Below are 22,850 nucleotides of genomic sequence, written 5' to 3' on the forward strand. Positions count from 1 at the left end.
GTACAGCTCGACGGCAGAGAGGACGACCTTGTCACCCCGGGGCCCGCGGTACGGCAGTCGCACCCAGCGGCAGCTGCCGAACTGGTTCCTCGGCGTCACCGGCGTCGGGTCGGTGGTCGTCGGCACGGCCGGGGCGCTCGGCCTCGGCGGCGGGCCGGTGGCCTGCGTGGTGCTGGCGCTGGTGATCTTCGTGATCGGCAGCAGCGGCATCGCCATCGCGGTGGAGGGACGCCGGCGCGGCATCAACCGGCTGGCCACCATCCTGGTCTGCACCGCCTTCGGGATCGCCATGGTGCCGCTGGTCTCCGTGGTCTACGTGGTGATCAAGAACGGCCTGGCGCGCTTCGACGTCCAGTTCTTCACCTACTCGCTGAGCGGGGTCATCGGCGCCGGCGGCGGCGCCTACCACGCCATCGTCGGCACCGTCTACATCACCCTGCTCACCGCGGTGATCAGCGTGCCGATCGGCATCCTGTGCAGCATCTACCTGGTCGAGTACGGCCGCGGCCCGCTGGCCCGGGCGATCACCTTCTTCGTCGACGTGATGACCGGCATCCCGTCGATCGTGGCCGGTCTGTTCGCGTTCGCGCTGTTCGAGCTGGTCACCCAGGACCCCGGCTACCGCAGCGGCCTGGCCGGTGCGGTCGCGCTGAGCGTGCTGATGATCCCGGTCGTCGTGCGGTCGACCGAGGAGGTCCTCCGGTTGGTGCCCGCCGAGCTCCGCGAGGCGTCCTACGCGCTGGGCACCCGCAAGTGGAAGACGATCGTCCGGATCGTGCTGCCCACCGCGATCGGCGGCATCGTCACCGGCGTGACGATCTCGATCGCCCGGGTCACCGGCGAGACCGCTCCGCTGCTGCTCACCGCGGGCTTCAGCAACGCGACCAACACCAACCTGTTCGACGGCCGGATGGCCAACCTGCCCGAGTACATCTACTTCCAGTTCACCAACCCGGGCGTGCCCGTGCAGGCCGGTGTCGACCGTGCCTGGACCGCCGCCCTGGTGCTGATCATGATCGTGATGCTGCTCAACCTGCTGGCCCGGCTGGTGGCCCGGATCTTCCGGCCCAAGATCAGCTGACCGCGCCCGGCGGCACCGTCCGTGCGGTGTCCGCTCAGGCCTGCTCGGCGAAGATCTCCGCGAACCGGCCGCCGGCCACCAGCAGTTCGTCGTAGCGTCCCTGCTCGACGAGCCGGCCGTGGTCGAGGACGTAGATCCGGTCCATCGACCGCAGCGTCCAGGCCCGGTGCGAGACCACCACGGTGATCCGTCCGGACCGGGTGCGTCCGAGCTCGGCGAAGATCTGCTGCTCGGCTTCGGCGTCGATGGCCGAGGTCGGCTCGTCGAGCACCCACACCGCGGCGTCCCGGAGGTAGGTGCGGGCCAGCGCGAGCCGCTGCCACTGCCCGCCCGACAGCCCGACACCGCCGAACTGCGTGCCGAGCTGGGTGTCCAGCCCGTCCGGCAGCGCCCGCACCAGGTCTCCGGCGTGTGCCGAGTCGAGCGCCGCCCAGATCCGCTCGTCGTCGACGTCGGGATCGGGGCTGCCCAGCCGGACGCTCTCGCGGACGGTGAGCTCGTAGCGCCCGAACTCCTGGGTCAGCAGGCCGAAGCGGGCCAGCCGCTCGGCGGGCGGCAGCCGCGCGGCGTCCTCGCCGTCGAGCCGCACCGTGCCACGCTCGACCTCGACGATCCCCAGCAGCGCGTTGACCAGGGTGGTCTTGCCGGCCCCGTTGACCCCGACCAGCGCCACCATCCGGCCGCGCTCGACGGACAGGCTCACGCCGTTCACCGCCGGGCCGGCGGCACCGGGGTAGCGGACGACGAGGTCGTCGACCTCGATCCGGTCGACCCGCGCCACGATCCGCTGCGGTGATCCCGGCGCGACCCCGGCCAGGAAGCGGCGGTAGGCGGCGACCTTGGGAGCGGCCGAGACGACGTCGCCGAAGGCGAAGCCGGCCGACCGGGTGGCGGCGATCCCGGCCAGCACCCCGACCACGCCGGCGGCGATCCCGGCGCCCGAGGAGCCGCCCACCACGACACCGAGCAGCGCGCTGCCGAGCAGCACCGCCGAGGCGGCCCCGCCGAGGGCGTCGGCGCGGATCAGCAGCACCAGGATCCGGTCCATCACCCGGTTCGCGGCGTGCTGGTGACGGTCGAGCAGGTCGGCCACCCGGCCGCCCGAGCCCAGGGTGGCCAGCTCGGTGCCGGTCCGCAGCTGGACCAGCTGCTCGGCGTGGTAGCCGACCTGGCGCTCGTGCCTCCCGAGCTCGACGAACGCGCGGTCCTGCAGCTGAGCCTCCCACCCGAACACGACCAGGAACGGCACCAGCGCGGCCACCGCGAGGACCCCGGCGACCGGGTTGATCACCGAGACCGAGACGCAGAGCGCCGCGGCGGTGACCAGCGCGCCGACCGCGGCCAGGGTGGCGCTGATCAGCCGGGCCATGCCGAACAGCTCGTCCCGGCAGGCCTGGATGGTGGCGTTGGTCTCGGGCCGGGCGAGCTGCTGCGGCGCCAGCCGGGCGACCGCGTGCATCAGCTCGGACTGGAAGCGGAGCTTGAGGCGGAACGCCGTCCGCTGGCCGGTCAGGTCGCTGGTCTGCCCGAGCGTCTGGCCCAGACCCACGAGCAGCACCAGCGCGAGCAGCGGGAGGGCGGTGGCACCCAGGCCGCGCGGCGCGGCGAGCACCAACCGGCCGACCGCGACCACCTGGAGCGCCGGGGTCACCGCCAGCACCACCGCCGCGGCGACCAGCCGGACCAGCCCCGGGCGGTCCCACCGCCACCCGCGGTGCAGCACGAAGGCCGCGGAGGAGACGGCGGCCCGCAGCGCGCCGATCCGGGTCGGCGGGGGCTCGGAGGACATCCGCACCACCCTCGCACGCGAGCGCCGTGGAGGCAGCGCCATTTTCGCGTGCGCGCTTCGACAGGCTCAGCGTGCGTGGGGCGCTTCGACAGGCTCAGCGAGCGTGGGGCGCTTCGACAGGCTCAGCGTGCGTGGGGCGCTTCGACAGGCTCAGCGTGCGTGGGGCGCTTCGACAGGCTCAGCGAGCGTGGGGCGCTTCGACGGGCTCAGCGAGCGTGGGGCGCTTCGACGGGCTCAGCGAGCGTGAAGGGCGTGTGGCGAGGCGGACGTCAGGTCGGCGGGCGGTGTCGCTCGAGCGCGTGCACCTCGCCGGTGCTGGTCAGGTGCGCGACCAGGCACTCGGCGGTGGCCATCGGGCGGTCGGGGATGTCGAGCGCGGCCAGCATGTGCGGGAGCACCGGACGGTGGCCGCAGACGGCCGCCGGGCGTCCGCTCAGCACCACCCGCTCGCGGACCCGCTCGAGCACGGCGGCGACCGCCTCGGCGTCGCCGGTGCCCTCCTCCTCGGTCAGCCGCTGCTCGCGCTCGGGCTCGATCGCGTAGCGCTGGGCGTAGGGGAGCACCGTGCTCAGGCACCGGCTGGAGGACGAGCTGACCAGGTCGACCACGCCGTAGGCGGCGAGCAGCGGCACCAGCCGGCGCGCCTGCACCCGCCCGGCCGCGCGGAGCGGACGTCCCTGGTCGGGGTGCGTCCAGTCCTTGCGGTCCATCGCCTTGGCGTGCCGGACGATGATCAACGGGGTCGTGGGCGGCTGGTCGAGGGCCTGCTCGACCAGTGCGCGGTCCTCCTTGTAGCTGAGCCGTTTCAGGGCGAGCTTGATCGGCAGCCAGGACACCATGTCGATCTCGCGGTCGGGTGCCCGCTTGTGCACCTCGTGGGCGATCCCCACCCACCAGGCCACGTGCTTGCGGGTGTCCTTGTCGAGCGCGTAGACGGTGCGGTCGAGCGGCGTCCCGAGCCGCACCCGGGCCGCCGCCTCCTCCCACAGCTCGCGCACGGCGGCCACCGGGACGGTCTCGCCGTTCTCGGTCTTGCCCTTGGGCAGCGACCAGTCGTTGTACTTCCGCCGGTGCACGATCGCCACCTCGCGGCGACCGTCGTGCTCGCGGAGGACGACCGCACCACCGGCGTGGACGATCTTGGTCCGGGCCATCGCTGCGCTCAGCCTCGCCGGGGACCGCGGGTCGGACCGGTCACTTCGACCGACGCCGGTTGGCGTGCGCGATCAGGAACTCCTGGAGGTCGACCAGGGGCTCGCCGTCCACCTCGGTGCGCTGGGTCCACGTCCCGTCGGGGTTGAGCAACCACGACGCCGTCCGGTCGTCGAAGGCCAGGTCGAACAGCTGCTCGATCTCCTGGACGTGCGACGGGTTGGTGATCGAGGCCAGCACCTCGACCCGGCGGTCTAGGTTGCGGTGCATCAGGTCGGCCGAGCCGATCCCCACCGACGGGTGCCCGCCGTTCGCGAACCAGAACAGCCGGCTGTGCTCGAGGTAGCGGCCGAGGATGCTGCGGACCCGGATGTTCTCACTCAGCCCGGCGATCTGCGGCCGGATCGTGCAGATCCCGCGGACCCACAGGTCCACCGGGACGCCGGCCTGCGAGGCCCGGTAGAGCCCGTCGGTGACCGCCTCGTCGACCAGCGAGTTGACCTTGATCCGGATCCCGGCCGGCCGCCCGGCGCGGTGGTGCTCGATCTCGTTCTCGATCCGGGCCAGCAGCCCGGTGCGGATGCCGTGTGGGGCGACCAGCAGCCGCCGGTACGACGTCTCCTGGCTCATCCCGGAGAGGTGGTTGAACAGCCGGCCGATGTCCTCGGTGATCACCGGGTTGGCGGTCAACAGCCCCATGTCCTCGTACATCCGGGCGGTCTTCGGGTTGTAGTTGCCGGTGCCGACGTGGGCGTAGCGGCGCAGCCCGTCGGGCTCGTCGCGGACGACCATCGACAGCTTGCAGTGCGTCTTGAGCCCCACCACGCCGTAGACCACGTGGCAGCCGTGCCGTTCGAGCCGGCGGGCCCAGGCGATGTTGGCCTGCTCGTCGAACCGGGCCTTGATCTCCACCAGCGCCAGCACCTGCTTGCCGGCCTCGGCGGCGTCGATCAGGGCGTCGACGATCGGGCTGTCGCCGGACGTCCGGTAGAGCGTCTGCCAGATGCCGAGCACCTGCGGGTCGTCGGCCGCCTGCTCGATGAAGCGCTGGACGCTGGTGGCGAAGCTGTCGTAGGGGTGGTGCAGCAGCACGTCGCGCTGCTTGAGCGCGGCGAACAGGTCGGCCGGCTGCGCGGTCTCCACCTCGCTCAGGTGCGGATGGGTCTTGGGCAGGAAGGTCGGGTACTTCAGCTCGGCCCGGTCCAGGTCGGCGAGGGCGAACAGCGCGCCGAGGTCGAGCGGCGCCGGCAGCTTGAACACCTCGCGCTCGCTGACGTCGAGCTCGCTGACGAGCAGCTCGAGCATCTTGGGGTCGATGTCGTCCTCGACCTCGAGCCGCACCGGCGGCCGGCCGATCTTGCGCCGCAGCAGCTCCTTCTCCAGCGCGACCAGCAGGTTCTCGGCGTCGTCCTCCTCGACCTCGAGGTCCTCGTTCCGGGTGACCCGGAAGACGTGGTGCTGGACGATCTCCATCCCGCTGAACAGCTGGTCGAGGTGCCGGGCGATGACGTCCTCGAGCGGGACGAACCGGCCCTCGTCGAGCTTGATGAACCGGCTCAGCACCGTCGGCACCTTGACCCGGGCGAACTGCCGGACGCCGGTCTCGGGGTTCTTCACCAGCACCGCGAGGTTGAGCGACAGCCCGGAGATGTAGGGGAACGGGTGCGAGGGGTCGACGGCCAGCGGGGTCAGCACCGGGAAGATCCGCTCCGCGAACAGCTCGCGCATCCGGTCCTTCTCACCCGGCTCGAGCTGGTCCCAGCGCAGGATCTCGATGCCCTGGGCGTCCAGCTCGGGGCGGACCACCTCGGTGAACACCCGGGCCTGCTCGGCGACCAGCTCGCGGGCCCGGTTGAGGATCGCCTCGTGGGTGTCGCGCGGCATGGTGCCGGTCACGCTCGGCACGGCCACGCCGGCGGCGATCCGGCGCTTCAGGCCGGCCACCCGCACCATGAAGAACTCGTCGAGGTTCTGGCTGAAGATCGCCAGGAACTTGGCCCGCTCGAGCAGCGGGATCCGGGTGGTGTCCTTGGCCAGGTCGAGCACGCGGTTGTTGAACGCCAGCCAGCTGATCTCGCGGTCGAGATAGCGGTCCTCGGGCAGCTCGGGGTCGGCCCCCGGCCCGTCCTTGTCGGCGTCGATCAGGTCGGCGGCCAGGTCGAAGTCGACCGCGGCCAGCGACTGGCCCGACTCCTGGGTGGTGTCGACACCCGAATCCAACGACTCCATCCGACTCTCCCTCCCGGTCACCCGATCAGCTGGCCCCGGGCTGACGCTAGCGGTTCGAGGTGAACGCCCCTGAGCGCGGTCCAGCGACGGGACGTCCACGGCACGCCCGATCCGGCGGTCGCGCCGGCCGCGGGCCGACGGTCAGACCTGCGGGGCCCGTCCCGGCTCGTCGGCGGCGGGCAGCACCAGGTGCTGGGCGTAGAGCACGTCCCGCTTGACGGTCCGGAAGCCGTACTTCTCGTACAGGCCGATCGCCTTGTCGTGGTCGCCCTCGACGTAGAGGATCGCCCGCCGGCAGCCGTGCTCGCGGAGCCGGGCCAGCCCGCGGACCAGCAGCGCCTTGGCCAGCCCGCGCCCCTCGGTGTCCGGGTCGACGCCGAGCACGTAGACCTCGCCGACCCGCTCGCCGCCGTCCTCGTCGACGTGCTCCTTGGTCCAGTGGAACCCGACGATCCGGCCGTCCTTGGTCAGCCCCGGGACCACGGTCGCCCCGTCCTCGTCGTCCCCGTCGTCGTCCCCGGTGACGTACTCGCTGGCCGGTGCGCCGGTCGCGAACGAGGGGGCGACCGACGGGTCGACGGCCAGCAGGAACCCCGAGCGGTCGAACCACGGCTCCCTGATCTTGGTCCGCAGCCCGGCCGCACCCAGCCGACCCTGCTCGGGATGGTCGGCGAAGGCGCGCGCGTTGACCTCGAGGAAGCCGGGCTGGTCGCGGCTGATCACGAAGTTCCTGATCTTGAGCCCGGCCGGGACCGGGGCGCGCGGCAGCGGCTCCTCCAGGGAACGACCCATCACCAGCAGCTCGCGGACCGGCACCATGTGCGCGGCCCGGGCCAGCCGCTGGGCGGCCGCGGAGTCGTTCGGCGCCCACAGGTGGACGTTGCCGGCGGTCGCCTCGTGCATCCGGGCGACCAGCGCCCGACCCAGACCCTGCCGGCGGTGGTCGGGGTGGACGAACAGCGTCCCGGTCGGGCGGTCCCGGTCGGCCGGGCTCAGCCCCTGCTCGATCAGCTGGCCGTACCCGACCAGGTCGCCGGTGGCGTCGTCCCGGTCGACGGCTTGGCGCATCGGGAAGTGGGTGACCTCGGCGTCGGCGGGGAGCCCGCCGGGGTGCTGCAGCGCCATCAGCTGCTCGTCGTTGAGCGGTGGCGCCGCGTCGGTGGACTCGGCCGCCTGGGCCGCCGCCAGCACCCCCGCGGTGAGCTCGGCGCTCAGCCGCGGAGCGGGGTCCACCGACAGCCGACGCAGTTTCCGGCCCGCATCCATGAACAGAACCTAGGCGATGCCGACCGTGGTTCGGCGGAACAGGGGCCTCGCTGGGGCCGCCGCGTACAGTGGCCGGTCGTGGTGAGCGCGACGGCCGAGCGGATGCGACCCCAGCTGCAGCTGACCCGTCTGGGCGCGGTCGCCGGAGTGCTGGCTGCCGGGCTGTGCGGTGCGGCGGTCGCCAGCTACCCGCCGGACGCCGGTCCCGACCTCGTCTTCCCGCTGCTCGCGCTGGCCGCGGCGGTGGTGCTGCTGGCGGTCTGCGTCCTCCAGCTGGCGCTCTGGTCGCGGGTCTTCGACGTCTGGAACCACGACCGCGACTACACCGACACCCGCACCGTCCGGGTCTCCTGGTGGACGCACTGGCTGTCCTACCCGGTGCTGCTTGCCGGTCTCTACCTGTGCATCGAGGCCAGCGCGCTCGGCGGGTTCAGCGAGCTGCCCGGCTTCTGTCTCGGCCTCGCCGCGCTGGCCATGCTGGTCGCCCAGACCACCTCGGCCGTCCAGTACCTGCGGGAGGACGGCCCGCCCGGGACGGTGCCCACCCACGTCCGGCGGCTGCTCGCCTGGGTGCGCAGCCAGCGCTGAGCCGGTTGTGTGACAAACGTCAGGTCGCACCGGTGAAGCGGTCCCGCGGCCTGGTGAGGCCGGGCACTGCCGGTCGGCCGGGCGCGGCCCGAGGCTGGATCCATGACCGCGAACACCTACGACCCGACTCCCACCGTCGTCCCTGCTGCCGAACCCGCCCGCCCCGACCAGGGCCACCGTGACCGGCCCTACCCGATCGGGCTGGGCCGTCCGGGACTGCGTCGCTGGCGCGGCCTGGTCGCCGTGCTCGGCGTCCTCGCCGGCTACCTCCTCGTCAGCATCGGGCTGAGCATCGGGGCCGTCGCCCTTGACGCCGCCCAGAGCCGCCCGTCGGGCACCGTCACCCCGTGGCTGTTCCTGGCCAACAACCTGTCGCTGGCCGCGCTCTGGCCGATCGCCATGCTGCTGCAGTGGGCGCTCTTCGGCGTCCGGCCGGGCCGGCTGAGCTCGGTGGCCGGCCGGTTCCGCTGGGGCTGGTTCGGCCGGGCGGCGCTGCTGGTGGTGCCGTTCTGGCTGCTCTACGGCGGGCTGTTCACCTGGCTCGGTCGCGACCGGCTGACCGGGCTCAGCCCCGACGCGCTGCTCTGGGCTCTGATCATCCTGCTCACCACCCCGCTCCAGGCGACCGGTGAGGAGTACGGCTTCCGCGGCCTGATCACCCGGGCGGTCGGCTCGTGGGCGGTCCGACCGGCCATCGCGCTGGTCCTCGGCCTGAGCGTCGGCAACCTGCTGTTCATGGCCGCGCACCTGGCCACCGATCCGTGGCTGATCGCCTACTACCTGGTCTTCGGGCTGAGCCTGGGGCTGCTGAGCTGGCGCACCGGCGGGCTCGAGGCCGGCGTCCTCATCCACGTCGTCAACAACGTCGTCATGCTGGTGCCGGCCGCGGTCTTCGGTGACATGAGCGGTGCGTTCGAGCGCGGCCCCGGGGCCGGCGGGCCGGTCATGCTGGTCCCGATCGCGATCCTGGCCCTGTCGGTGCCCGTGCTCGGCTGGTGGGCCCGTCGGCACGGCGTGGCGCAGCCTTGGTCGACCGGTGTGGAGGCTGACAGGATCACCCGGTGAGCACCGCTGCAGGACCGCCGGCGGGCGGTCTGCCGGGCGTCCCGCTGGGCACCAGCGCCCGCCGGTTCGAGACCTACACCCGGTTGTCGCTGTACGTCCTGCTCGGCTTCGAGCTGTTCTTCTCGGTCGGGCTGCTGGCCGGGGCGGTCCGGGACGACGCCTCGCTCTGGCTGCTGTTCGTGCTGACCGTCGCGCAGACCGGGCTGGGCATCGCCGTCTGCCGGTGGGCGCTCGGTGCGATGCGGGCCGCGCGACGTCGGCCCGAGGGAAGGACCCGGTGGCTGTTCCTGGCCTGGGGGCTGGTCACCCTGGCCAGCTGGGCGGCCGCGGTGCTGCTCCCGGTCGACGACCGGGCCGCGGACCTGGTGGTCCGGCTGGTGGCGGTCGCGCCGTTCTGTGCGGTCGCCCCGGTGCTCGGACGCCGCGGGATGCTGCTGGCCGGGGCCGGCTGCGTCCTGGTCACCGCCGCCCTGCTGGTGCCGGTGCTCGTCGACGTCCGCGGCTGGGGCTACCTGGTCGGGATCATGGTCGGCTGGAGCTTCGGGATCTTCGCCATCGGCTTCTCGTTCTGGGCCTCGGGCTGGATGCTCCGGGTGGTGTGGGCGCTCGACGCGGCCCGCGGGCAGGCGGCCTCGCTGGCCATCGCCGAGGAGCGGCTGCGGATCTCCCGCGACCTGCACGACGTCTTCGGACGCACCCTCACCGCGGTGGCGGTCAAGAGCGAGCTGTCCGCCGAGCTGGCGCGCCGCGGGCGGCCCGAGCAGGCGGCGGACGAGATGGCCGCGGTCCGGCGGATCGCCGACGAGGCCGCCCGCGAGGTGCGTCAGGTGGTCAGCGGCGTCCGGCACGCCGACCTCACCACCGAGCTGGCCGGCGCCCGGTCGCTGCTCGACTCCGCCGGCGTCCGCTGCCGGGTGACGGGCGGGCCGCCCGACGGGCTGCACCCGGCTGCCGCGGCCGCGCTGGCCTGGACGCTGCGCGAGGCGGTGACCAACGTGATCCGGCACAGCCGCGCCACCTGGTGCGACGTCGAGTTGGGCGGCACCGACCCGGTGCTGCTGCGGATCCGCAACGACGGCGCCGCCCCGGACCCGGCGGCTCCGGTCGACGCCGGCGGTCGTGGCGGTCACGGGCTGGTCGGGATCGCCGAGCGGCTGGCCGCCGTCGGCGGTCGGGTGCGGCACGGGTGGACCGACGGGGGCGTGGTGTTCGCGCTCGAGGCGGCGGTGCCGCTCGGGCCGACCGGTTGGGTGCCGGTGGGTCCGGACAGGCTGGGTGGGGTCCGACCGGGGGAGCCGGTCGGCGCCGGACGGAACGAGGAGCGTGCACGGTGATCCGGGTGCTGGTGGCCGACGACGAGACGCTGATCCGGGACGCGTTCGTCACCCTGCTCGGGCTGGAGGACGGGCTCGAGGTGGTCGCCCAGGCGGCCAGCGGGCCGGAGGCGGTCGCCGCGGCCCGGCACCAGCGTCCGGACGTGGCGCTGCTTGACCTGCAGATGCCGGGGCTGGACGGGATCGCGGTCGCCGAGCGGCTGGCCGCCGAGGTGCCCGAGTGCCGGTGCCTGATCGTCACCTCGCACGGGCGTCCGGGCTATCTCAAGACGGCCCTCGCGGCCGGGGTGCGTGGCTTCCTGCCCAAGACGGCGTCGTCGGCGCAGCTGGCCGAGGCGATCAGCGTGGTGGCCGGCGGCGGGCGGTTCGTCGACCCGCAGCTCGCCGCCGAGGCGATCGGCGCCGGCGACTCGCCGCTCTCGCCGCGCGAGGCGGACGTGCTGGCGCTGGCCGCCGAGGGCAGCCCGGTCGAGGAGATCGCCGACCGGGCCTCGCTGTCGGCGGGGACCGTCCGCAACTACCTGTCCGCGGCGGTCACCAAGCTCGGGGTGGCCAACCGGCACGAAGCGGCCCGGCTGGCCCGCGACCGCGGCTGGATCTGAGCCGGTCCGCCCGCCGGCTCAGCGGACGGGGTGGGCGGGCCGCACCAGGAAACGGCCGACCAGCCAGACCAGCAGATAGCTGCCGAGCAGCAGCGTGCTGGTCAGCAGCCCGAACTTGAGCAGGAACGGGTTGCCCAGCGGGTCGGTGAGCCGGTGCAGCACGGTGGCGAGCAGCCCGTGCGGGTTGGTGATCACGTCCCAGGAGTTGAACCGCGGGTAGCGACCGAGGTAGATCCCGACCGCGCTGAGCACCAGCGAGCCGACCGCGACGCACCAACCCCACAACCGGCCGAGCCGGGCCTCGACCACCCGGTGGACGATCAGCAGCGAGGCGAGTCCGAGCGCCAGCCCCGTGCCGGCGAACAGCGCGATCAGGCCGGCGTCGAACCACAGCGGCGCGCCCCACGCGGTCCCCAGGTGGATCACGTCGGTGACCAGGTACGGCGCGTTCGGCAGGAACAGCAGCCAGGCCAGTCCGAGCGCGACGAGCAGCGGGCGCGGACCACGGCTGCGGTGGACGGCGGCGATCAGCAGCGCCAGCAGATAGGGGATCCAGGCCAGGAACAGGTTCCAGGGCATGAAGTCGAAGGCTGACACCCCGACGTGGTGGGCGCGGAACGCGCGGAGCCCGAGCGCGGCCACCGAGAGCCCGGCCACCAGCACGGTAAGCAGCACCAGACCACCGACCGGCCCCAGTCCCCACACCGGCCGTCTCGCCTCGTTCGCACCCCCGCTGGCCATGCCTCTCAGCCTAGGGCCGCTCGGATCGGTTCACGCTGAGTTCGGCCGACCCACCCCGACTTCGCGCGCTGAGCGCTCGGTGTCGGGGATCTGGCCGGGTCGTCGCGGTCGAATCCCCGACGCGGCCGTCAGGACGGCAGACTCGCGTGGTGCGACCAGCGACGAGCGCGGCGGTGACGGAGACGGTCCGGAGGGCCTACGGCTGGTCTCCTGCCGCGATCGAGCAGATCCACGCGGGCACCGCCACCGACAACTTCGCGCTGACCGACGGTGCCGGCCGCCGGTGGTTCGCCAAGGTCTACCGCGAGGCGGACCGTCTCCCGCTCGAGGAGGCGGCGATCGGCCTGGCCGGCTGTGCCCGCGACGGTGGCGTCCCCGTCCCGGCGCAGCACCCTGACCTGCAGGGCCGGACCTTCGGACGCAGCGGGCCACTGGTGCTGTCACTCTGGGACTTCGTCGAGGGCGCCGAAACCGCCGAGGGCGGGCTGCGCGGACCACGGTGGGCGGCCGTGGGGTCCGTGCTCGGCCGGCTGCACCGGCGCCTGGCCGGTCATCCGGCCGGTCCCCCGGTGCTGCGTCCGGCCGTCGAGCTCCGCGACGGCAGCGGCGCCCGCCGACGGTACGACCGGCTGATCGACGCCTACCGCACACGCCGGAAGCTCTCCGACTTCGAGGCGTGGGCCCTCGAGGCCGCCGTCCAGCGGCGGGCGATGCTGCCACGGGTAGAGGCGATCCTCCGCGGTCTGCCGGCGCTGACCACGCAGATCGTCCACGGCGACCTCGCCTCGCCCAACCTGCTGCTCCGGGGTGACGAGATCGCTGCGGTGATCGACTTCCAGCCGCCGGCTGCGCGTTTCGCAGCGTGGGAGATCGCCAGGATCGGGTGCGATCCGCGCACGGTCCTGGGCACACCCACCTGGGACGCTGAGCTCGGTCGGCTGATCGACGCCTATCGCGAGGAGAACCCGCGGCTCCCCGAGGCGGATCTCGCCGCCGTGGTCGCCGTCGGCTGCGCTTTCACGCTGTCTTCGATCTATCCGCTGGCCGTGCCCCTCGAGCACCCCCAGGAGCTGGACGAGAGTCTGACCACCTACGCGAGGGCCCGGCACGAGGCCGCCCTGCAGATGCTGGACGCGATCGGCGGCTGAGCGGTCGTCGTGTCGGGGATCTGGCCGCCTCGTCGCGGTCGGATCCCCGACGCGACGGGTTCCTCAGGCGTCGAAGACGTTCCAGCACAGCGGGTTGCGGATCCGCTGGTCGTCGAGCACCAGGTCGCGGACGGCGTCCGGCAGCCGGTCGCGTTGCCAGCGGCACTCGGCGCGGCCCGCCTCGACCGCCTGGTCCGCGGTGGCGCCGTCGGCCTCGGCGGCGGCCCGGACGGCCTTGATCGCGTACGCCGCGGCCCCGAGGTCGTGTGCGGCGACGTGGGGGACGACGCCCGCCTGCCCGGCGGCGTAGGCGGCGAACCGGGCGGCGCCGCGCAGGTCGCGGGCCGCACCCATGGCGTGCCCACCGGAGGCGCGGGCGACCATCATCCGCACCTCCCCGCGGGTCCAGGCCCGGTTGTGCGCGATCGCCTCGCGCGGACGCGGGTCGTCGGGCCGGGCGGCCTCGAACAGACCGAGCACGTGCTCGGCGCACGACGCCGCCCAGAGCGCGAGCCGGTGGTGGTCGGGGTCGGTCAGCGAGCCGCCGCGGCGAACCGTGATCAGCCGCGGGTCGCGGTCGGGGGAGAGGATCACCGCCGGTCGAAGCGAGCGCCGGCGGGGCTGGGACCTTCGATGCAGAGGACCAGGACGATGAGGCCGCCGACACCGACGATCAAGCCGACGACTCCTTGCAGGACGAGTGTCGGGCTCAGACCACCGCTCAAACCTGCCGGTACGAACGCATCCGGCCGGACGATCGAAAACAGGCTCACCGCGTCGCCGGGGACGCACAGAACGTAGAACCATCCGCTGCGGCCGGCATCGTGCAACCGTCGGATCGTCACCGCGATCGAGGGGCACAGCGTCACCACGGTCCACAGGTCGGCCGGCACGTCCTCCATCCGCGGGCCGGTGGCCGTGGCCATCCATCCCCCGGGAGAGAGCGCTGCCCCTGCCAAGCCGAGCGCCACGCTCACGATCAGCGAGATGAGCGTCCACCACCAGAACTCGCTGCGGCTGGCGCGACCGGTGAACGTCGCGTACTTGAGCCAGAAGCGCTTGGTCGCCTGCCACGGACTGGCGCCGTAGAGCGGCAGGAGCAGAGCTCCACCGTCAGGCGGGTCGGGCTGGGACACCACAGGCTCCGCTCCCGGGCACGCGGCGTGCCCGACGAGACATCTTGACCCGACGGAGGCTCCCTCGCAGCGTCCCGAAGAGCTCAGGACCGCGAGGCGGAGCTGCTCTGCTCGTCCGAGGGTGCCGGGGTGACGAACCGGTAGCCGACGTTGCGGACCGTGCCGATCACCGACTCGTACTCGGCCCCGAGCTTGGCGCGGAGCCGCCGGACGTGGACGTCGACGGTCCGGGTGCCGCCGTAGTAGTCGTAGCCCCAGACGTCGCTGAGCAGCTGCTGGCGGCTGAACACCCGGCCGGGGTGCTGGGCCAGGTACTTGAGCAGCTCGAACTCGGTGTAGGTCAGGTCGAGCTGCTGGCCGTTGAGCTTGGCCGAGTAGCCGGCCTCGTCGATCACGATGCTGCCGGTGTGGATCAGCTGCTCGGACTCGGTCTGCTGGGCCGGGCTGGTCACCAGCCGCAGCCGGACGTCCACCTCGGCCGGGCCGGCCGAGGTCAGCAGCAGGTCGTCGAAGCCCCAGTCCGAGCTCAGCGCGGCCAGCCCGCCCTCGTTGACGATCACCACCAGCGGGGCCTCCTTGCCGGTGGTCTGGATCAGCCGGCACAGCGACCGGGCGCCGACGAGGTCGCGACGGGCGTCGAGCAGGATGACGTCGGCGGTGGGCGCGTCGAGCAGCGCGGTCGGCTCGGCGGAGAGCACCCGGACGTGGTGCGGGAGCAGCTCCAGGGCGGGCAGCACCTCGGTGGAGGCCTGCATGTCGTTGGTCAACAGCAGCAGGGTGGCCATGGCGATCCTGCCCTTCGAACGTGGGGCGCCCCGAGGGTCCGGCGCGGACGGACAAGTGGCAATCAGCTGGCAGTCAGCGGCAGCATGCGGTGAACCGAGGTCAAACTAACAGGAAACGATGCGAGGCCCGGAGCTGTCGCTCGGGCCTCGGTGCTTGGGGGTGACGATAGCAAGATGACGCGGGTGGTGGTGACGTTCTGGGGTGGCGCCCGTGCCGCCGCGGGCTGCGCGAGCGAGCAGCTCGAGGCCGACACCGTGGCCGACGCGCTCGCCGTGCTCCGCGACCGGCACCCCGATCCGGGCTTCGCCCGGGTGCTCACCGCCTCGTCGGTGCTCGTGGACGGGCACGCGGTCCGGCCGGACCGCCGACGGGACGCGCTCACCCCGGATGCGGACGGTTGCGTCCGGCTCGAGGTGCTGCCACCGTTCGCCGGCGGTGCCTGAGACCTCGATCACCGGTCCAGCATCCGGACCATCGTCTCGGATGCTGGCAGTACCGCTGGGCGGCGCGCACGGCGATCCGTACAGTGGAAACGTGACCGTGACGAACCCGGGTGCCTCAGGGCTGACCCGGCGCCTGGCCGTGGACTACGGCCTGATGCGTTCGTCGCTGTGTCGAATGATCTAGAGACGCGCCGTACCCGGCCGTCCCGCCGCGCCCGACCGGGTCGGTGTGGAACGCCCAGGCAGCGTCTCGCCTCCGCCGGCCCGTGACCCGGGCCCGATCGCGCGGACGGCTCCGGAGTCTCGACCCGTCCGCGCCGCCACCGATCACCGCAGCCGACCGGCCCGCGCACCCGTGCGGACCCACGATCACCAGGAGACACCGGATATGAGCAGGCAGGAAGTCCTCGTCGACGCCGACTGGGTGGCCGCCCACCTCGACGACGACAAGGTGGTGCTCGTCGAGGTCGACGAGGACACCACCGCCTACGACGGCGGCCACATCAAGGGCGCGATCAAGCTGGACTGGAAGGAGGACCTCCAGGACCCGGTGCGGCGCGACTTCGTCAACAAGGAGCAGTTCGAGAAGCTGCTCAGCGAGCGCGGGATCGCCAACGACGACACCGTCGTGCTCTACGGCGGCAACAACAACTGGTTCGCCGCGTACGCCTACTGGTACTTCAAGCTGTACGGCCACTCCGACGCCCGGCTGCTCGACGGCGGCCGCAAGAAGTGGGAGCTCGACGCCCGCGAGCTGAGCAGCGAGACCGTCACCCGCCCGGCCACCGAGTACAAGGCCTCCGAGCCCGACACCTCGATCCGCGCGTTCCGCGACGAGACCGTGGCCGCGATCGGCACCAAGAACCTGGTCGACGTCCGCAGCCCCGACGAGTACGCCGGCCGGCTGCTCGCCCCGGCCCACCTGCCGCAGGAGCAGGCCCAGCGCGGCGGCCACGTGCCGACGGCGGTCAACGTGCCGTGGAGCAAGGCGGCCAACGACGACGGCACCTTCCGCTCCGACGACGAGCTGACCAAGCTCTACGGCGACGCCGGGCTCGACTTCGAGCAGGACACCATCGCCTACTGCCGGATCGGCGAGCGCAGCGCGCACACCTGGTTCGTGCTGCACGAGCTGCTCGGCCAGCAGAACGTCAAGAACTACGACGGCTCGTGGACCGAGTACGGCTCGCTGGTCGGCGTCCCGGTCGCGGTCGGCGACGAGCCCGGCCAGGCCTGAGCCCCGGAGACAGGAGAACACCATGTGCGGAGCCACTCAGGGCGGTCTGAGCGTCGAGGGCCTCAACCTGACCAAGGAGGCCGTGATCCAGGGCCGGGTGCTGCGGGAGGGTGAGCCGGTCGCAGGCGCCTACGTCCGGCTGCTCGACTCCACCGGCGAGTTCACCGCCGAGGTGCCCACCTCGGCCACCGGCCACTTCCGGTTCTTCGCCGGCGACGGCTCCTGGACCCTGCGCACCCTCGCGCCGGGCGCCCAGACCGACCGCAAGGTCGTGGCCAGGCGGGGCAACGTCGCCGAGGTCGAGGTCGAGCTGGCCACCAGCGCCGCCTGACCGTCGGACCGAGCCGCACGAGCCCGTCGGGACCTCCCGGTCCCGGCGGGCTCGCGGCGTTCCGGGCCCGGACGACGGCTCGGTGCACGCCGTCGGTCCCGATAGCCTGACCCACCGATGTCCGAGCCCACCCAGTCCCCGCCGACCCCGTCCGAGCCCGCGTCCGAGCCCGCGTCCGAGCCCGCAGTCGAGCCCGGCACCGAACCCGCGCCCGCTGCCGGCACCGACGCGCCGGAGGCGCTCCCGGAGGCCCCGGTCGAGCCGCGCCGTGCCCCGCGTCCGAGCAGCGCCCAGTGGCACGCCGGACTGCTCTACGACCTGCGCTCGGTGATCGAGGCGCACCCGCAGGACGCCCAGCCCGGGTCGGCCTGGACCACGCACGGCACGGTCACGCCGGTCGCGGGCGACGAGCCCGGCTGGTTCCGCACCGGCCGGCTCACCGAGGCCCAGGTCGACCGACTGGACCGCGCGGTCCTCGCGCCCGCCGGCCAGCCGGACCGCCGCCGCTACGGCGTCCTCGGCTTCCGCCGGGGCGAGTCCGGCTGCCTGGTCCGGGTCCAGCCCGGAGCGCCGGAGGACGGGCTGGTGCTCTGCCTGCCGCGGCGCGAACCCACCGCGGTCTACCGGACGCTGCTCCGCGGCCTGAGCACCGCGGAGGCGGTCAAGCCGTTGCAGCCGTTCGCCCGCGGCGACCTCGACCGGCTGCCCCGGCAGCCCGAGGACGCCGCCCCGCACACCCGGGCCCTGGCGGCCGCGTTCGCCGCCGGGCTGAACGCCGTCTGGGCGCCCCCGGCCACCGGTGCGACCACGGTCATCGCCGACGCGCTGGGCCGCGCCCTCGACACCGGTCAGCGGTGCCTGCTGGTCTCCGCCGACCCGTTCGCCGTCGACGAGGCCGTGCTCCGGCTGCTCGCCGCCCGGCACCCGCGCGCCGGGGCGGTGGTGCGGGTCGGTCCGGCGCACCTGGCCGGTCTGGCCGAACGGTCCGACGTGCTGGCCGACGCGCTGGTCGAGGCCGCCCAGCCCGAGGCGCTCGCCGCCCGGGACGCCGCCACCGCCCGGGTGGTCGGGCTCCGCGAGGCGGCCGCGCTGGTCGAGCTGCGCGAGGCCCGCACCCGGCTGGCCGCCTTCCGGCCGTCCGGCTCCGAGGACACGTCGGCGCAGGGGTTCGACCTCGAGGAGTACCGCGCCGCCCGGCGTCGGCTGGACGACCGGGCCGAGCGCGAGCGGACCGCCGAGCAACTGGTGCTCGCGGAGGCCGAGACGGCCCGGCGCCGGACCGCCGAGACCGATGCGCACACCGAGCTGCTGGCTGCCGCGCGCCAGCTCCAGGACGCCCGGACCCGGACCGCGGAGGAACGGCTCGAGCGGACCCGGGCCGAGCTCGCCGGGCTGCCGCGCGGCCCGCGGCACTGGCGGCTGCGCCGCGAGCTGACCACCGACGCCACCCAGGCGGAGAGCGCCGCCGCCGAACAGCGGCGTCGGAGCGAGGGCCTGAGCGCCGAGCGCCCGGCCGCCGACCTGCTCGACCGCGTCCTGGACGCCGGTGACCTCGCCGGGCCCGGCGACCGCGGGGCCGCCGGCCCGAGCGGGACCGGCGCCGGCGAGCGGGCGCTGCCCCGCGCCGCCGCCTGGACCCGCGCCGCCGACCGGGCCCGACCGGCCCAGGAGCGGGCCCGCGCGGCCCGGTCCGCGCTGGCCGCCGCGGAGGACGCCGAGTCGGCGCTCCGCACCCGCGCCGCCGAGCTCGACGCCCGCCCGCGGGTCACCGACGGTGACGAGGAGCTGTGCGCCCGCGCCGAGGCGGCAGGGCTGCCCGCGCTGGCCGAGCAGCTGCCGGCGCTGGTCGAGGCGGGCCGGCAGGCCGAGGCCGATCTGGCCGAGGCCGCCGAGGCGCTCGAGCGGGCCCACCAGGCGCTCCGCGACGCCGCCTCCCAGCACGAGCCGCTGCTGCTCGAACGGGCGGTGGTCACCGCGACCACCGTCGACCGGCTGTTCGACGATCCGGTGCTGGCCGGCGGCCGCTGGGAGCTGGTGATCGTCGACCGCGCGGCCGCGGTGCCGCTGCCGCAGGTCGCCTACCTGGCCACCCGGGCCACCCGCGGCTGCCTGCTGGTCGGCGACCACCTGCAGCCCGGCCCGCCGCGACACCCGGTCTACGAGCGCGGGCACTACTGGGACCACGACGTGTTCGAGCACGTCGGGCTGCTCTCGCCGCGCGCCGCGCAGCACCACCCGGGCTGTGTGCTGCTCGACGTCCAGCGCCGCTACGGCGAGGAGGCGACCGAGCTGGTCAACCGGATCGGTTACCAGGGCGTCCTGACCGGACGTCCGCAGCCCGAGGCCGGACTGGTCTGGGTGGACACCGACGGGCTGCCCGACGGCCGGGTCGCCGAGGACGGTCCGGGCGGACGCAGCTGGGCCGCGGGAGCGCGGATCAGCCGCGCGCTGGCCGAACGGCACCTCGCCGAAGGCCGCACCGTGGCGATCGTGACGCCCTATCCGGCGCAGGTCCGGCTGACCCGGCAGCTGCTCGACGCGGGAGGCCCGGCGCTGGCCGAGGTACCGGTGGGGACCGCGGCCGAGCTGGCCGGACGCAGTGTCGACGTCGCCGTCCTCGACACCGTCGAGGACGGCCGTGGCTGGGTCGCCCGGGCCCGCCGGGACGCGGTCGGCCCGGACGCCGACCACCGCCGGGACGCGTTGCGCGAGGTGGTGGTCGGGCTCACCCGGGCCCGCCGGACCGGCTACGTGATCGCCGCCGGCCGGGCGCTGCGCGGGGACCGCGGGACGCCGCTCGGCGAGCTCGCCCAGCTGTGCGCCGAGGGCCGGGTGCCCCGGACCGGGGCGCGCCGCGCGCTCGACGACGCCGGCCGCGGGCCGACCGGGGCAGGGTCAGCGGGCCAGGTCGGCGGAGTCGATGACCAGGGTGACCGGACCGTCGTTGACGCCTGACACCTGCATGTCGGCGCCGAAGACGCCGGTGGACACCTCGGCGCCGAGCCCGCGGAGCGCCTCGACGAAGGCCGCGACCAGCGGTTCGCTGACCGGGCGCGGGGCGGCCGCGTTCCAGGACGGCCGGCGGCCCTTGCGGACGTCGGCGTACAGGGTGAACTGACTCACCACGAGCACCGGGGCACCGAGGTCGGCCGCCGACCGCTCGTCGGCCAGGATCCGCAGCGTCCAGAGCTTCTCGGCCAACCGGGACGCCACCCGGGCGTCGTCGTCGTGGGTGACGCCGACCAGCACCAGCAACCCGGGTCGGTCCAGCGCCCCGACCACCTGACCGTCGACCTCCACCGACGCGGAACTGACCCGCTGCACCACCAGACGCACCGGCGGGCTCCTCAGCGCACCAGGCAGAACGGGTGGCCGTCGGGATCGGCCAGGACCCGGAAGCGTTCGCCCCCGCCGGGCAGCCGCCGGGCGCCGAGCGCGAGCGCCGCCTGCTCGGCCGCGTCGAGGTCGTCGACGGCCACGTCGAAGTGTCGGTACTGCGGGCGTTCCGGCTCGGGCCAGGTGCTCGGCGGCTGACCGGTCGCGCGCTGGAAGGCCAGCCCGGGCCGGTCGGGCGCGTCGCCGATCACCGCCCAGTCGGGCTCGTCCTGCACCCGCTGCATCCCGAGCACCTCGGCCCAGAACCGGGCTGCGGCGTCGGGGTCCGGGCTGTCGATCACGATGCCGTGCAGACGTCCGATCATCGACCCAGTGTGGCAGCCGGTCCGGTCCGGGCGGATCGCGCCGGCCGGACCCCGGCGGCTACTGTGCCGCCACACGATCGACGGCGACGGGGGAGTCCGATGGCGGGAGCAGGCAAGCAGCACAAGATCACGCTGGACGAGTCGGAGATGCCGACCCGCTGGTACAACGTCGTGCACGACCTGCCGACGCCGCCCCCGCCGCCGCTGCACCCCGGCACCGGCCAGCCGGTCGGGCCCGACGACCTGGCGCCGCTCTTCCCGACCGAGTTGATCATGCAGGAGGTCACCGGCGAGCAGTACGTCGACATCCCCGAGGAGGTGCTCGACGTCTACCGGCTGTGGCGGCCCAGCCCGCTCTTCCGGGCCCACCGGCTCGAGGCGGCGCTCGGCACCCCGGCCCGGATCTACTACAAGTACGAGGGTGTCAGCCCGGCCGGGTCGCACAAGCCGAACACCGCCGTCCCGCAGGCCTACTACAACGCCCGGGCGGGCATCACCAAGCTCACCACCGAGACCGGCGCCGGCCAGTGGGGGACCGCGCTGGCCTTCGCCTGCGCGCAGTACGGGATCGACTGCGAGGTGTGGCAGGTCCGCGCCTCCTACGATCAGAAGCCCTACCGCCGCCTGATGATCGAGACCTTCGGCGGCACCGTGCACCCGAGCCCGTCGGAGCTGACCGCGGCGGGCCGCGCCATCCTGGCCGAACACCCCGACTCGACCGGGTCGCTGGGGATCGCGATCAGCGAGGCGGTGGAGATCGCCGCCCAGGACCCGTCGACCAACTACGCGCTGGGCAGCGTGCTCAACCACGTGCTGATGCACCAGACGATCATCGGCGAGGAGGCGCTGCTCCAGCTGGCCAAGATCGGCGAGACCCCGGACCTGCTGGTCGGCTGCACCGGCGGCGGCTCCAACTTCGGCGGGCTGATGTTCCCGTTCCTGCGGGAGAAGTGGGCGGGCTGGATGAACCCCGAGGTGCGGGCGGTCGAGCCGAGCGCCTGCCCGAGCCTGACCCAGGGCACCTACGCCTACGACTTCGGCGACACCGCGGGGATGACGCCGCTGCTCAAGATGCACACCCTCGGGCACGACTTCGTCCCCGACCCGATCCACTCCGGCGGGTTGCGCTACCACGGGATGAGCCCGTTGATCAGCCACCTCTACGAGACCGGCGAGATCGGCGCGGTGGCCAAGCCGCAGAGCGAGTGCTTCGCCGCCGGCGTGCTGTTCGCGCGGACCGAGGGCATCGTCCCGGCGCCCGAGCCGACGCACGCGCTGGCCGCCGCGGTCGAGGAGGCGCTGGCCTGCAAGGAGTCGGGTGAGGAGAAGGTGATCGTCACCGCGCTCTGCGGGCACGGTCACCTCGACCTGCCGGCCTACGGGGCCTACCTCGAGGGCAAGGTCACCGACACGGGCTGGGACGACGCCGAGCTGCAGGCCGCGGTGGCCGAGGCGCTGACCCGGCTGCCTGCACTGGCCTGACCCGCGCGCTAAGCCTGTCGAAGCGCAGGCGTATGCCGTTCGACAGGCTCAGCGCACCGGCGGGAACCGGTCGGCCTCATCCGTGCGCTGAGCTTGTCGAAGCGCGTGGGTGCGCCCTTCGACGGGCTCAGGGCACGGTGGTGGGTGGGTGTTCGGGGCGTTGAGTCGGCTGCCCCGTTGGCCTCATCCGTGCGCTGAGCTTGTCGAAGCGCGTGCGTGTGCCCTTCGACGGGCTCAGGGCACGGTGGTGGGTGTGTGTTCGGGGCGCTCAGTCGGCTGCCCCGTTGGCCTCATCCGTGCGCTGAGCTTGTCGATGCGCGTGCGTGTGCCCTTCGACGGGCTCAGGGCACGGTGGTGGGTGGGTGTTCGGGGCGCTCAGTCGGCTGCCCCGTTGGCCTCATCCGTGCGCTGAGCTTGTCGAAGCGCAGGCGTGTGCCCTTCGACGGGCTCAGGGCACGGTGGTGGGTGGGCTCTGGGCGTTGAGTCGGCTGCCCCCGTTGGCCTCATCCGTGCGCTGAGCTTGTCGAAGCGCAGGCGTGTGCCCTTCGACGGGCTCAGGGCACGGTGGTGGGTGGGCTCTGGGCGTTGAGTCGGCTGCCCCCGTTGGCCTCATCCGTGCGCTGAGCTTGTCGATGCGCGTGCGTGTGCCCTTCGACGGGCTCAGGGCGCCGTGGTGGGTGGGTGCTCAGGGCACCGTGGTGGGTGTTCAGGGCGTTGAGTCGGTTGCCCGTTCTGGCCT

Annotated in this window: 21 protein-coding genes; 11 read left to right on the top strand and 10 right to left on the bottom strand. The window is 73.6% G+C overall.

What is annotated here, in order from left to right; all coding sequences use genetic code 11:
- Positions 1 to 28: 28 nt before the first annotated feature.
- Complete coding sequence (gene pstA, locus FHX74_RS19125) at positions 29 to 1,081, top strand: phosphate ABC transporter permease PstA (RefSeq protein ID WP_220484232.1); 1,053 nt, start codon at positions 29 to 31, stop codon at positions 1,079 to 1,081.
- 34 nt (positions 1,082 to 1,115) lie between these two features.
- On the opposite strand, the gene FHX74_RS19130 is transcribed toward pstA, so the two are convergent.
- The 4 genes from FHX74_RS19130 to FHX74_RS19145 all read right to left on the bottom strand — a co-directional run bounded on the left by FHX74_RS19130 (position 1,116) and on the right by FHX74_RS19145 (position 7,517).
- Positions 1,116 to 2,870, bottom strand: coding sequence for an ABC transporter ATP-binding protein (locus tag FHX74_RS19130; RefSeq protein WP_182561831.1), 1,755 nt, complete (start codon positions 2,868 to 2,870; stop codon positions 1,116 to 1,118).
- A 269-nt stretch (positions 2,871 to 3,139) separates the two neighbouring features.
- Positions 3,140 to 4,024, bottom strand: coding sequence for an NUDIX hydrolase (locus tag FHX74_RS19135; protein ID WP_182561832.1), 885 nt, complete (start codon positions 4,022 to 4,024; stop codon positions 3,140 to 3,142).
- A gap of 40 nt (positions 4,025 to 4,064) precedes the next feature.
- Positions 4,065 to 6,251: an RNA degradosome polyphosphate kinase gene (locus FHX74_RS19140; protein ID WP_182561833.1), complete on the bottom strand. Its 2,187-nt coding sequence runs from the start codon at positions 6,249 to 6,251 to the stop codon at positions 4,065 to 4,067.
- A 141-nt stretch (positions 6,252 to 6,392) separates the two neighbouring features.
- Positions 6,393 to 7,517: a GNAT family N-acetyltransferase gene (locus tag FHX74_RS19145; protein WP_182561834.1), complete on the bottom strand. Its 1,125-nt coding sequence runs from the start codon at positions 7,515 to 7,517 to the stop codon at positions 6,393 to 6,395.
- A gap of 78 nt (positions 7,518 to 7,595) precedes the next feature.
- Here FHX74_RS19145 and FHX74_RS19150 point away from each other — a divergent pair, with 78 nt between their 5' ends.
- The 4 genes from FHX74_RS19150 to FHX74_RS19165 all read left to right on the top strand — a co-directional run bounded on the left by FHX74_RS19150 (position 7,596) and on the right by FHX74_RS19165 (position 11,106).
- Entirely contained in the window at positions 7,596 to 8,105 is a 510-nt protein-coding gene (locus FHX74_RS19150) for a hypothetical protein (protein ID WP_182561835.1), read from the top strand.
- A gap of 102 nt (positions 8,106 to 8,207) precedes the next feature.
- Positions 8,208 to 9,170 (top strand): CPBP family intramembrane glutamic endopeptidase, encoded by a 963-nt coding sequence (locus FHX74_RS19155; RefSeq protein WP_182561836.1) that lies wholly within the window; start codon positions 8,208 to 8,210, stop codon positions 9,168 to 9,170.
- On the top strand, positions 9,167 to 10,504 hold the full coding sequence (locus FHX74_RS21260; RefSeq protein WP_182561837.1) for a sensor histidine kinase: 1,338 nt from the start codon (positions 9,167 to 9,169) through the stop codon (positions 10,502 to 10,504). Before FHX74_RS19155 ends, FHX74_RS21260 begins: the two co-directional genes overlap by 4 nt.
- Positions 10,501 to 11,106: a response regulator transcription factor gene (locus FHX74_RS19165; protein ID WP_182561838.1), complete on the top strand. Its 606-nt coding sequence runs from the start codon at positions 10,501 to 10,503 to the stop codon at positions 11,104 to 11,106. Before FHX74_RS21260 ends, FHX74_RS19165 begins: the two co-directional genes overlap by 4 nt.
- A gap of 18 nt (positions 11,107 to 11,124) precedes the next feature.
- Here FHX74_RS19165 and FHX74_RS19170 read toward each other — a convergent pair whose 3' ends face one another.
- Positions 11,125 to 11,847 carry a DUF1361 domain-containing protein gene (locus FHX74_RS19170; protein WP_182561839.1) on the bottom strand — a complete coding sequence of 241 codons (723 nt, stop codon included), beginning with the start codon at positions 11,845 to 11,847 and terminating at the stop codon, positions 11,125 to 11,127.
- A 173-nt stretch (positions 11,848 to 12,020) separates the two neighbouring features.
- Between FHX74_RS19170 and FHX74_RS19175 the strand changes: the two genes are divergently transcribed.
- On the top strand, positions 12,021 to 12,995 hold the full coding sequence (locus FHX74_RS19175) for a phosphotransferase enzyme family protein (RefSeq protein WP_220484234.1): 975 nt from the start codon (positions 12,021 to 12,023) through the stop codon (positions 12,993 to 12,995).
- A 63-nt stretch (positions 12,996 to 13,058) separates the two neighbouring features.
- On the opposite strand, the gene FHX74_RS19180 is transcribed toward FHX74_RS19175, so the two are convergent.
- The 3 genes from FHX74_RS19180 to FHX74_RS19190 all read right to left on the bottom strand — a co-directional run bounded on the left by FHX74_RS19180 (position 13,059) and on the right by FHX74_RS19190 (position 14,916).
- Positions 13,059 to 13,589, bottom strand: a complete 531-nt coding sequence (locus FHX74_RS19180) for a putative immunity protein (protein ID WP_182561841.1) — start codon at positions 13,587 to 13,589, stop codon at positions 13,059 to 13,061.
- The gene (locus FHX74_RS19185) at positions 13,586 to 14,131 is read right to left on the bottom strand and encodes a DUF805 domain-containing protein (RefSeq protein WP_182561842.1); all 546 of its coding nucleotides are present in this window, start codon (positions 14,129 to 14,131) and stop codon (positions 13,586 to 13,588) included. Before FHX74_RS19185 ends, FHX74_RS19180 begins: the two co-directional genes overlap by 4 nt.
- An 83-nt stretch (positions 14,132 to 14,214) precedes the next feature.
- Complete coding sequence (locus tag FHX74_RS19190) at positions 14,215 to 14,916, bottom strand: winged helix-turn-helix transcriptional regulator (protein WP_182561843.1); 702 nt, start codon at positions 14,914 to 14,916, stop codon at positions 14,215 to 14,217.
- Between the two features lie 174 nt (positions 14,917 to 15,090).
- On the opposite strand from FHX74_RS19190, the gene FHX74_RS19195 reads away from it, so the two are divergent.
- The 4 genes from FHX74_RS19195 to FHX74_RS19210 all read left to right on the top strand — a co-directional run bounded on the left by FHX74_RS19195 (position 15,091) and on the right by FHX74_RS19210 (position 19,883).
- Positions 15,091 to 15,360, top strand: a complete 270-nt coding sequence (locus FHX74_RS19195; RefSeq protein ID WP_182561844.1) for a MoaD/ThiS family protein — start codon at positions 15,091 to 15,093, stop codon at positions 15,358 to 15,360.
- 388 nt (positions 15,361 to 15,748) lie between these two features.
- Positions 15,749 to 16,597: a sulfurtransferase gene (locus FHX74_RS19200; protein WP_182561845.1), complete on the top strand. Its 849-nt coding sequence runs from the start codon at positions 15,749 to 15,751 to the stop codon at positions 16,595 to 16,597.
- Positions 16,598 to 16,619: 22 nt separating this feature from the next.
- Positions 16,620 to 16,928, top strand: coding sequence for a DUF1416 domain-containing protein (locus FHX74_RS19205; RefSeq protein ID WP_182561846.1), 309 nt, complete (start codon positions 16,620 to 16,622; stop codon positions 16,926 to 16,928).
- 117 nt (positions 16,929 to 17,045) lie between these two features.
- Positions 17,046 to 19,883 carry an AAA domain-containing protein gene (locus tag FHX74_RS19210; protein WP_182561847.1) on the top strand — a complete coding sequence of 946 codons (2,838 nt, stop codon included), beginning with the start codon at positions 17,046 to 17,048 and terminating at the stop codon, positions 19,881 to 19,883.
- Here FHX74_RS19210 and dtd read toward each other — a convergent pair.
- Both dtd and FHX74_RS19220 read right to left on the bottom strand, forming a co-directional pair.
- Complete coding sequence (gene dtd / locus FHX74_RS19215; RefSeq protein WP_182561848.1) at positions 19,824 to 20,264, bottom strand: D-aminoacyl-tRNA deacylase; 441 nt, start codon at positions 20,262 to 20,264, stop codon at positions 19,824 to 19,826. The genes FHX74_RS19210 and dtd overlap by 60 nt on opposite strands.
- An 11-nt stretch (positions 20,265 to 20,275) precedes the next feature.
- Positions 20,276 to 20,629 carry a VOC family protein gene (locus FHX74_RS19220; protein WP_182561849.1) on the bottom strand — a complete coding sequence of 118 codons (354 nt, stop codon included), beginning with the start codon at positions 20,627 to 20,629 and terminating at the stop codon, positions 20,276 to 20,278.
- Positions 20,630 to 20,728: 99 nt separating this feature from the next.
- On the opposite strand from FHX74_RS19220, the gene FHX74_RS19225 reads away from it, so the two are divergent.
- Positions 20,729 to 22,111 carry a TrpB-like pyridoxal phosphate-dependent enzyme gene (locus tag FHX74_RS19225; RefSeq protein WP_182561850.1) on the top strand — a complete coding sequence of 461 codons (1,383 nt, stop codon included), beginning with the start codon at positions 20,729 to 20,731 and terminating at the stop codon, positions 22,109 to 22,111.
- The last annotated feature ends 739 nt before the right edge of the window (positions 22,112 to 22,850 follow it).

The sequence above is a fragment of the Microlunatus kandeliicorticis genome (genome assembly GCF_014137855.1).
GTDB classification, from domain to species: domain Bacteria; phylum Actinomycetota; class Actinomycetes; order Propionibacteriales; family Propionibacteriaceae; genus Microlunatus; species Microlunatus kandeliicorticis.

Coding starts and splice junctions, on each gene's coding strand:
- FHX74_RS19130 (WP_182561831.1), bottom strand. CDS start 2,870: ATGTCCTCCGAGCCCCCGCCGACCCGGATCGGCGCGCTGCGGGCCGCC.
- FHX74_RS19135 (WP_182561832.1), bottom strand. CDS start 4,024: ATGGCCCGGACCAAGATCGTCCACGCCGGTGGTGCGGTCGTCCTCCGC.
- FHX74_RS19140 (WP_182561833.1), bottom strand. CDS start 6,251: ATGGAGTCGTTGGATTCGGGTGTCGACACCACCCAGGAGTCGGGCCAG.
- FHX74_RS19145 (WP_182561834.1), bottom strand. CDS start 7,517: ATGGATGCGGGCCGGAAACTGCGTCGGCTGTCGGTGGACCCCGCTCCG.
- FHX74_RS19155 (WP_182561836.1), top strand. CDS start 8,208: ATGACCGCGAACACCTACGACCCGACTCCCACCGTCGTCCCTGCTGCC.
- FHX74_RS19170 (WP_182561839.1), bottom strand. CDS start 11,847: ATGGCCAGCGGGGGTGCGAACGAGGCGAGACGGCCGGTGTGGGGACTG.
- FHX74_RS19190 (WP_182561843.1), bottom strand. CDS start 14,916: ATGGCCACCCTGCTGCTGTTGACCAACGACATGCAGGCCTCCACCGAG.
- FHX74_RS19195 (WP_182561844.1), top strand. CDS start 15,091: ATGACGCGGGTGGTGGTGACGTTCTGGGGTGGCGCCCGTGCCGCCGCG.
- FHX74_RS19200 (WP_182561845.1), top strand. CDS start 15,749: ATGAGCAGGCAGGAAGTCCTCGTCGACGCCGACTGGGTGGCCGCCCAC.
- FHX74_RS19205 (WP_182561846.1), top strand. CDS start 16,620: ATGTGCGGAGCCACTCAGGGCGGTCTGAGCGTCGAGGGCCTCAACCTG.
- FHX74_RS19210 (WP_182561847.1), top strand. CDS start 17,046: ATGTCCGAGCCCACCCAGTCCCCGCCGACCCCGTCCGAGCCCGCGTCC.
- FHX74_RS19220 (WP_182561849.1), bottom strand. CDS start 20,629: ATGATCGGACGTCTGCACGGCATCGTGATCGACAGCCCGGACCCCGAC.
- FHX74_RS19225 (WP_182561850.1), top strand. CDS start 20,729: ATGGCGGGAGCAGGCAAGCAGCACAAGATCACGCTGGACGAGTCGGAG.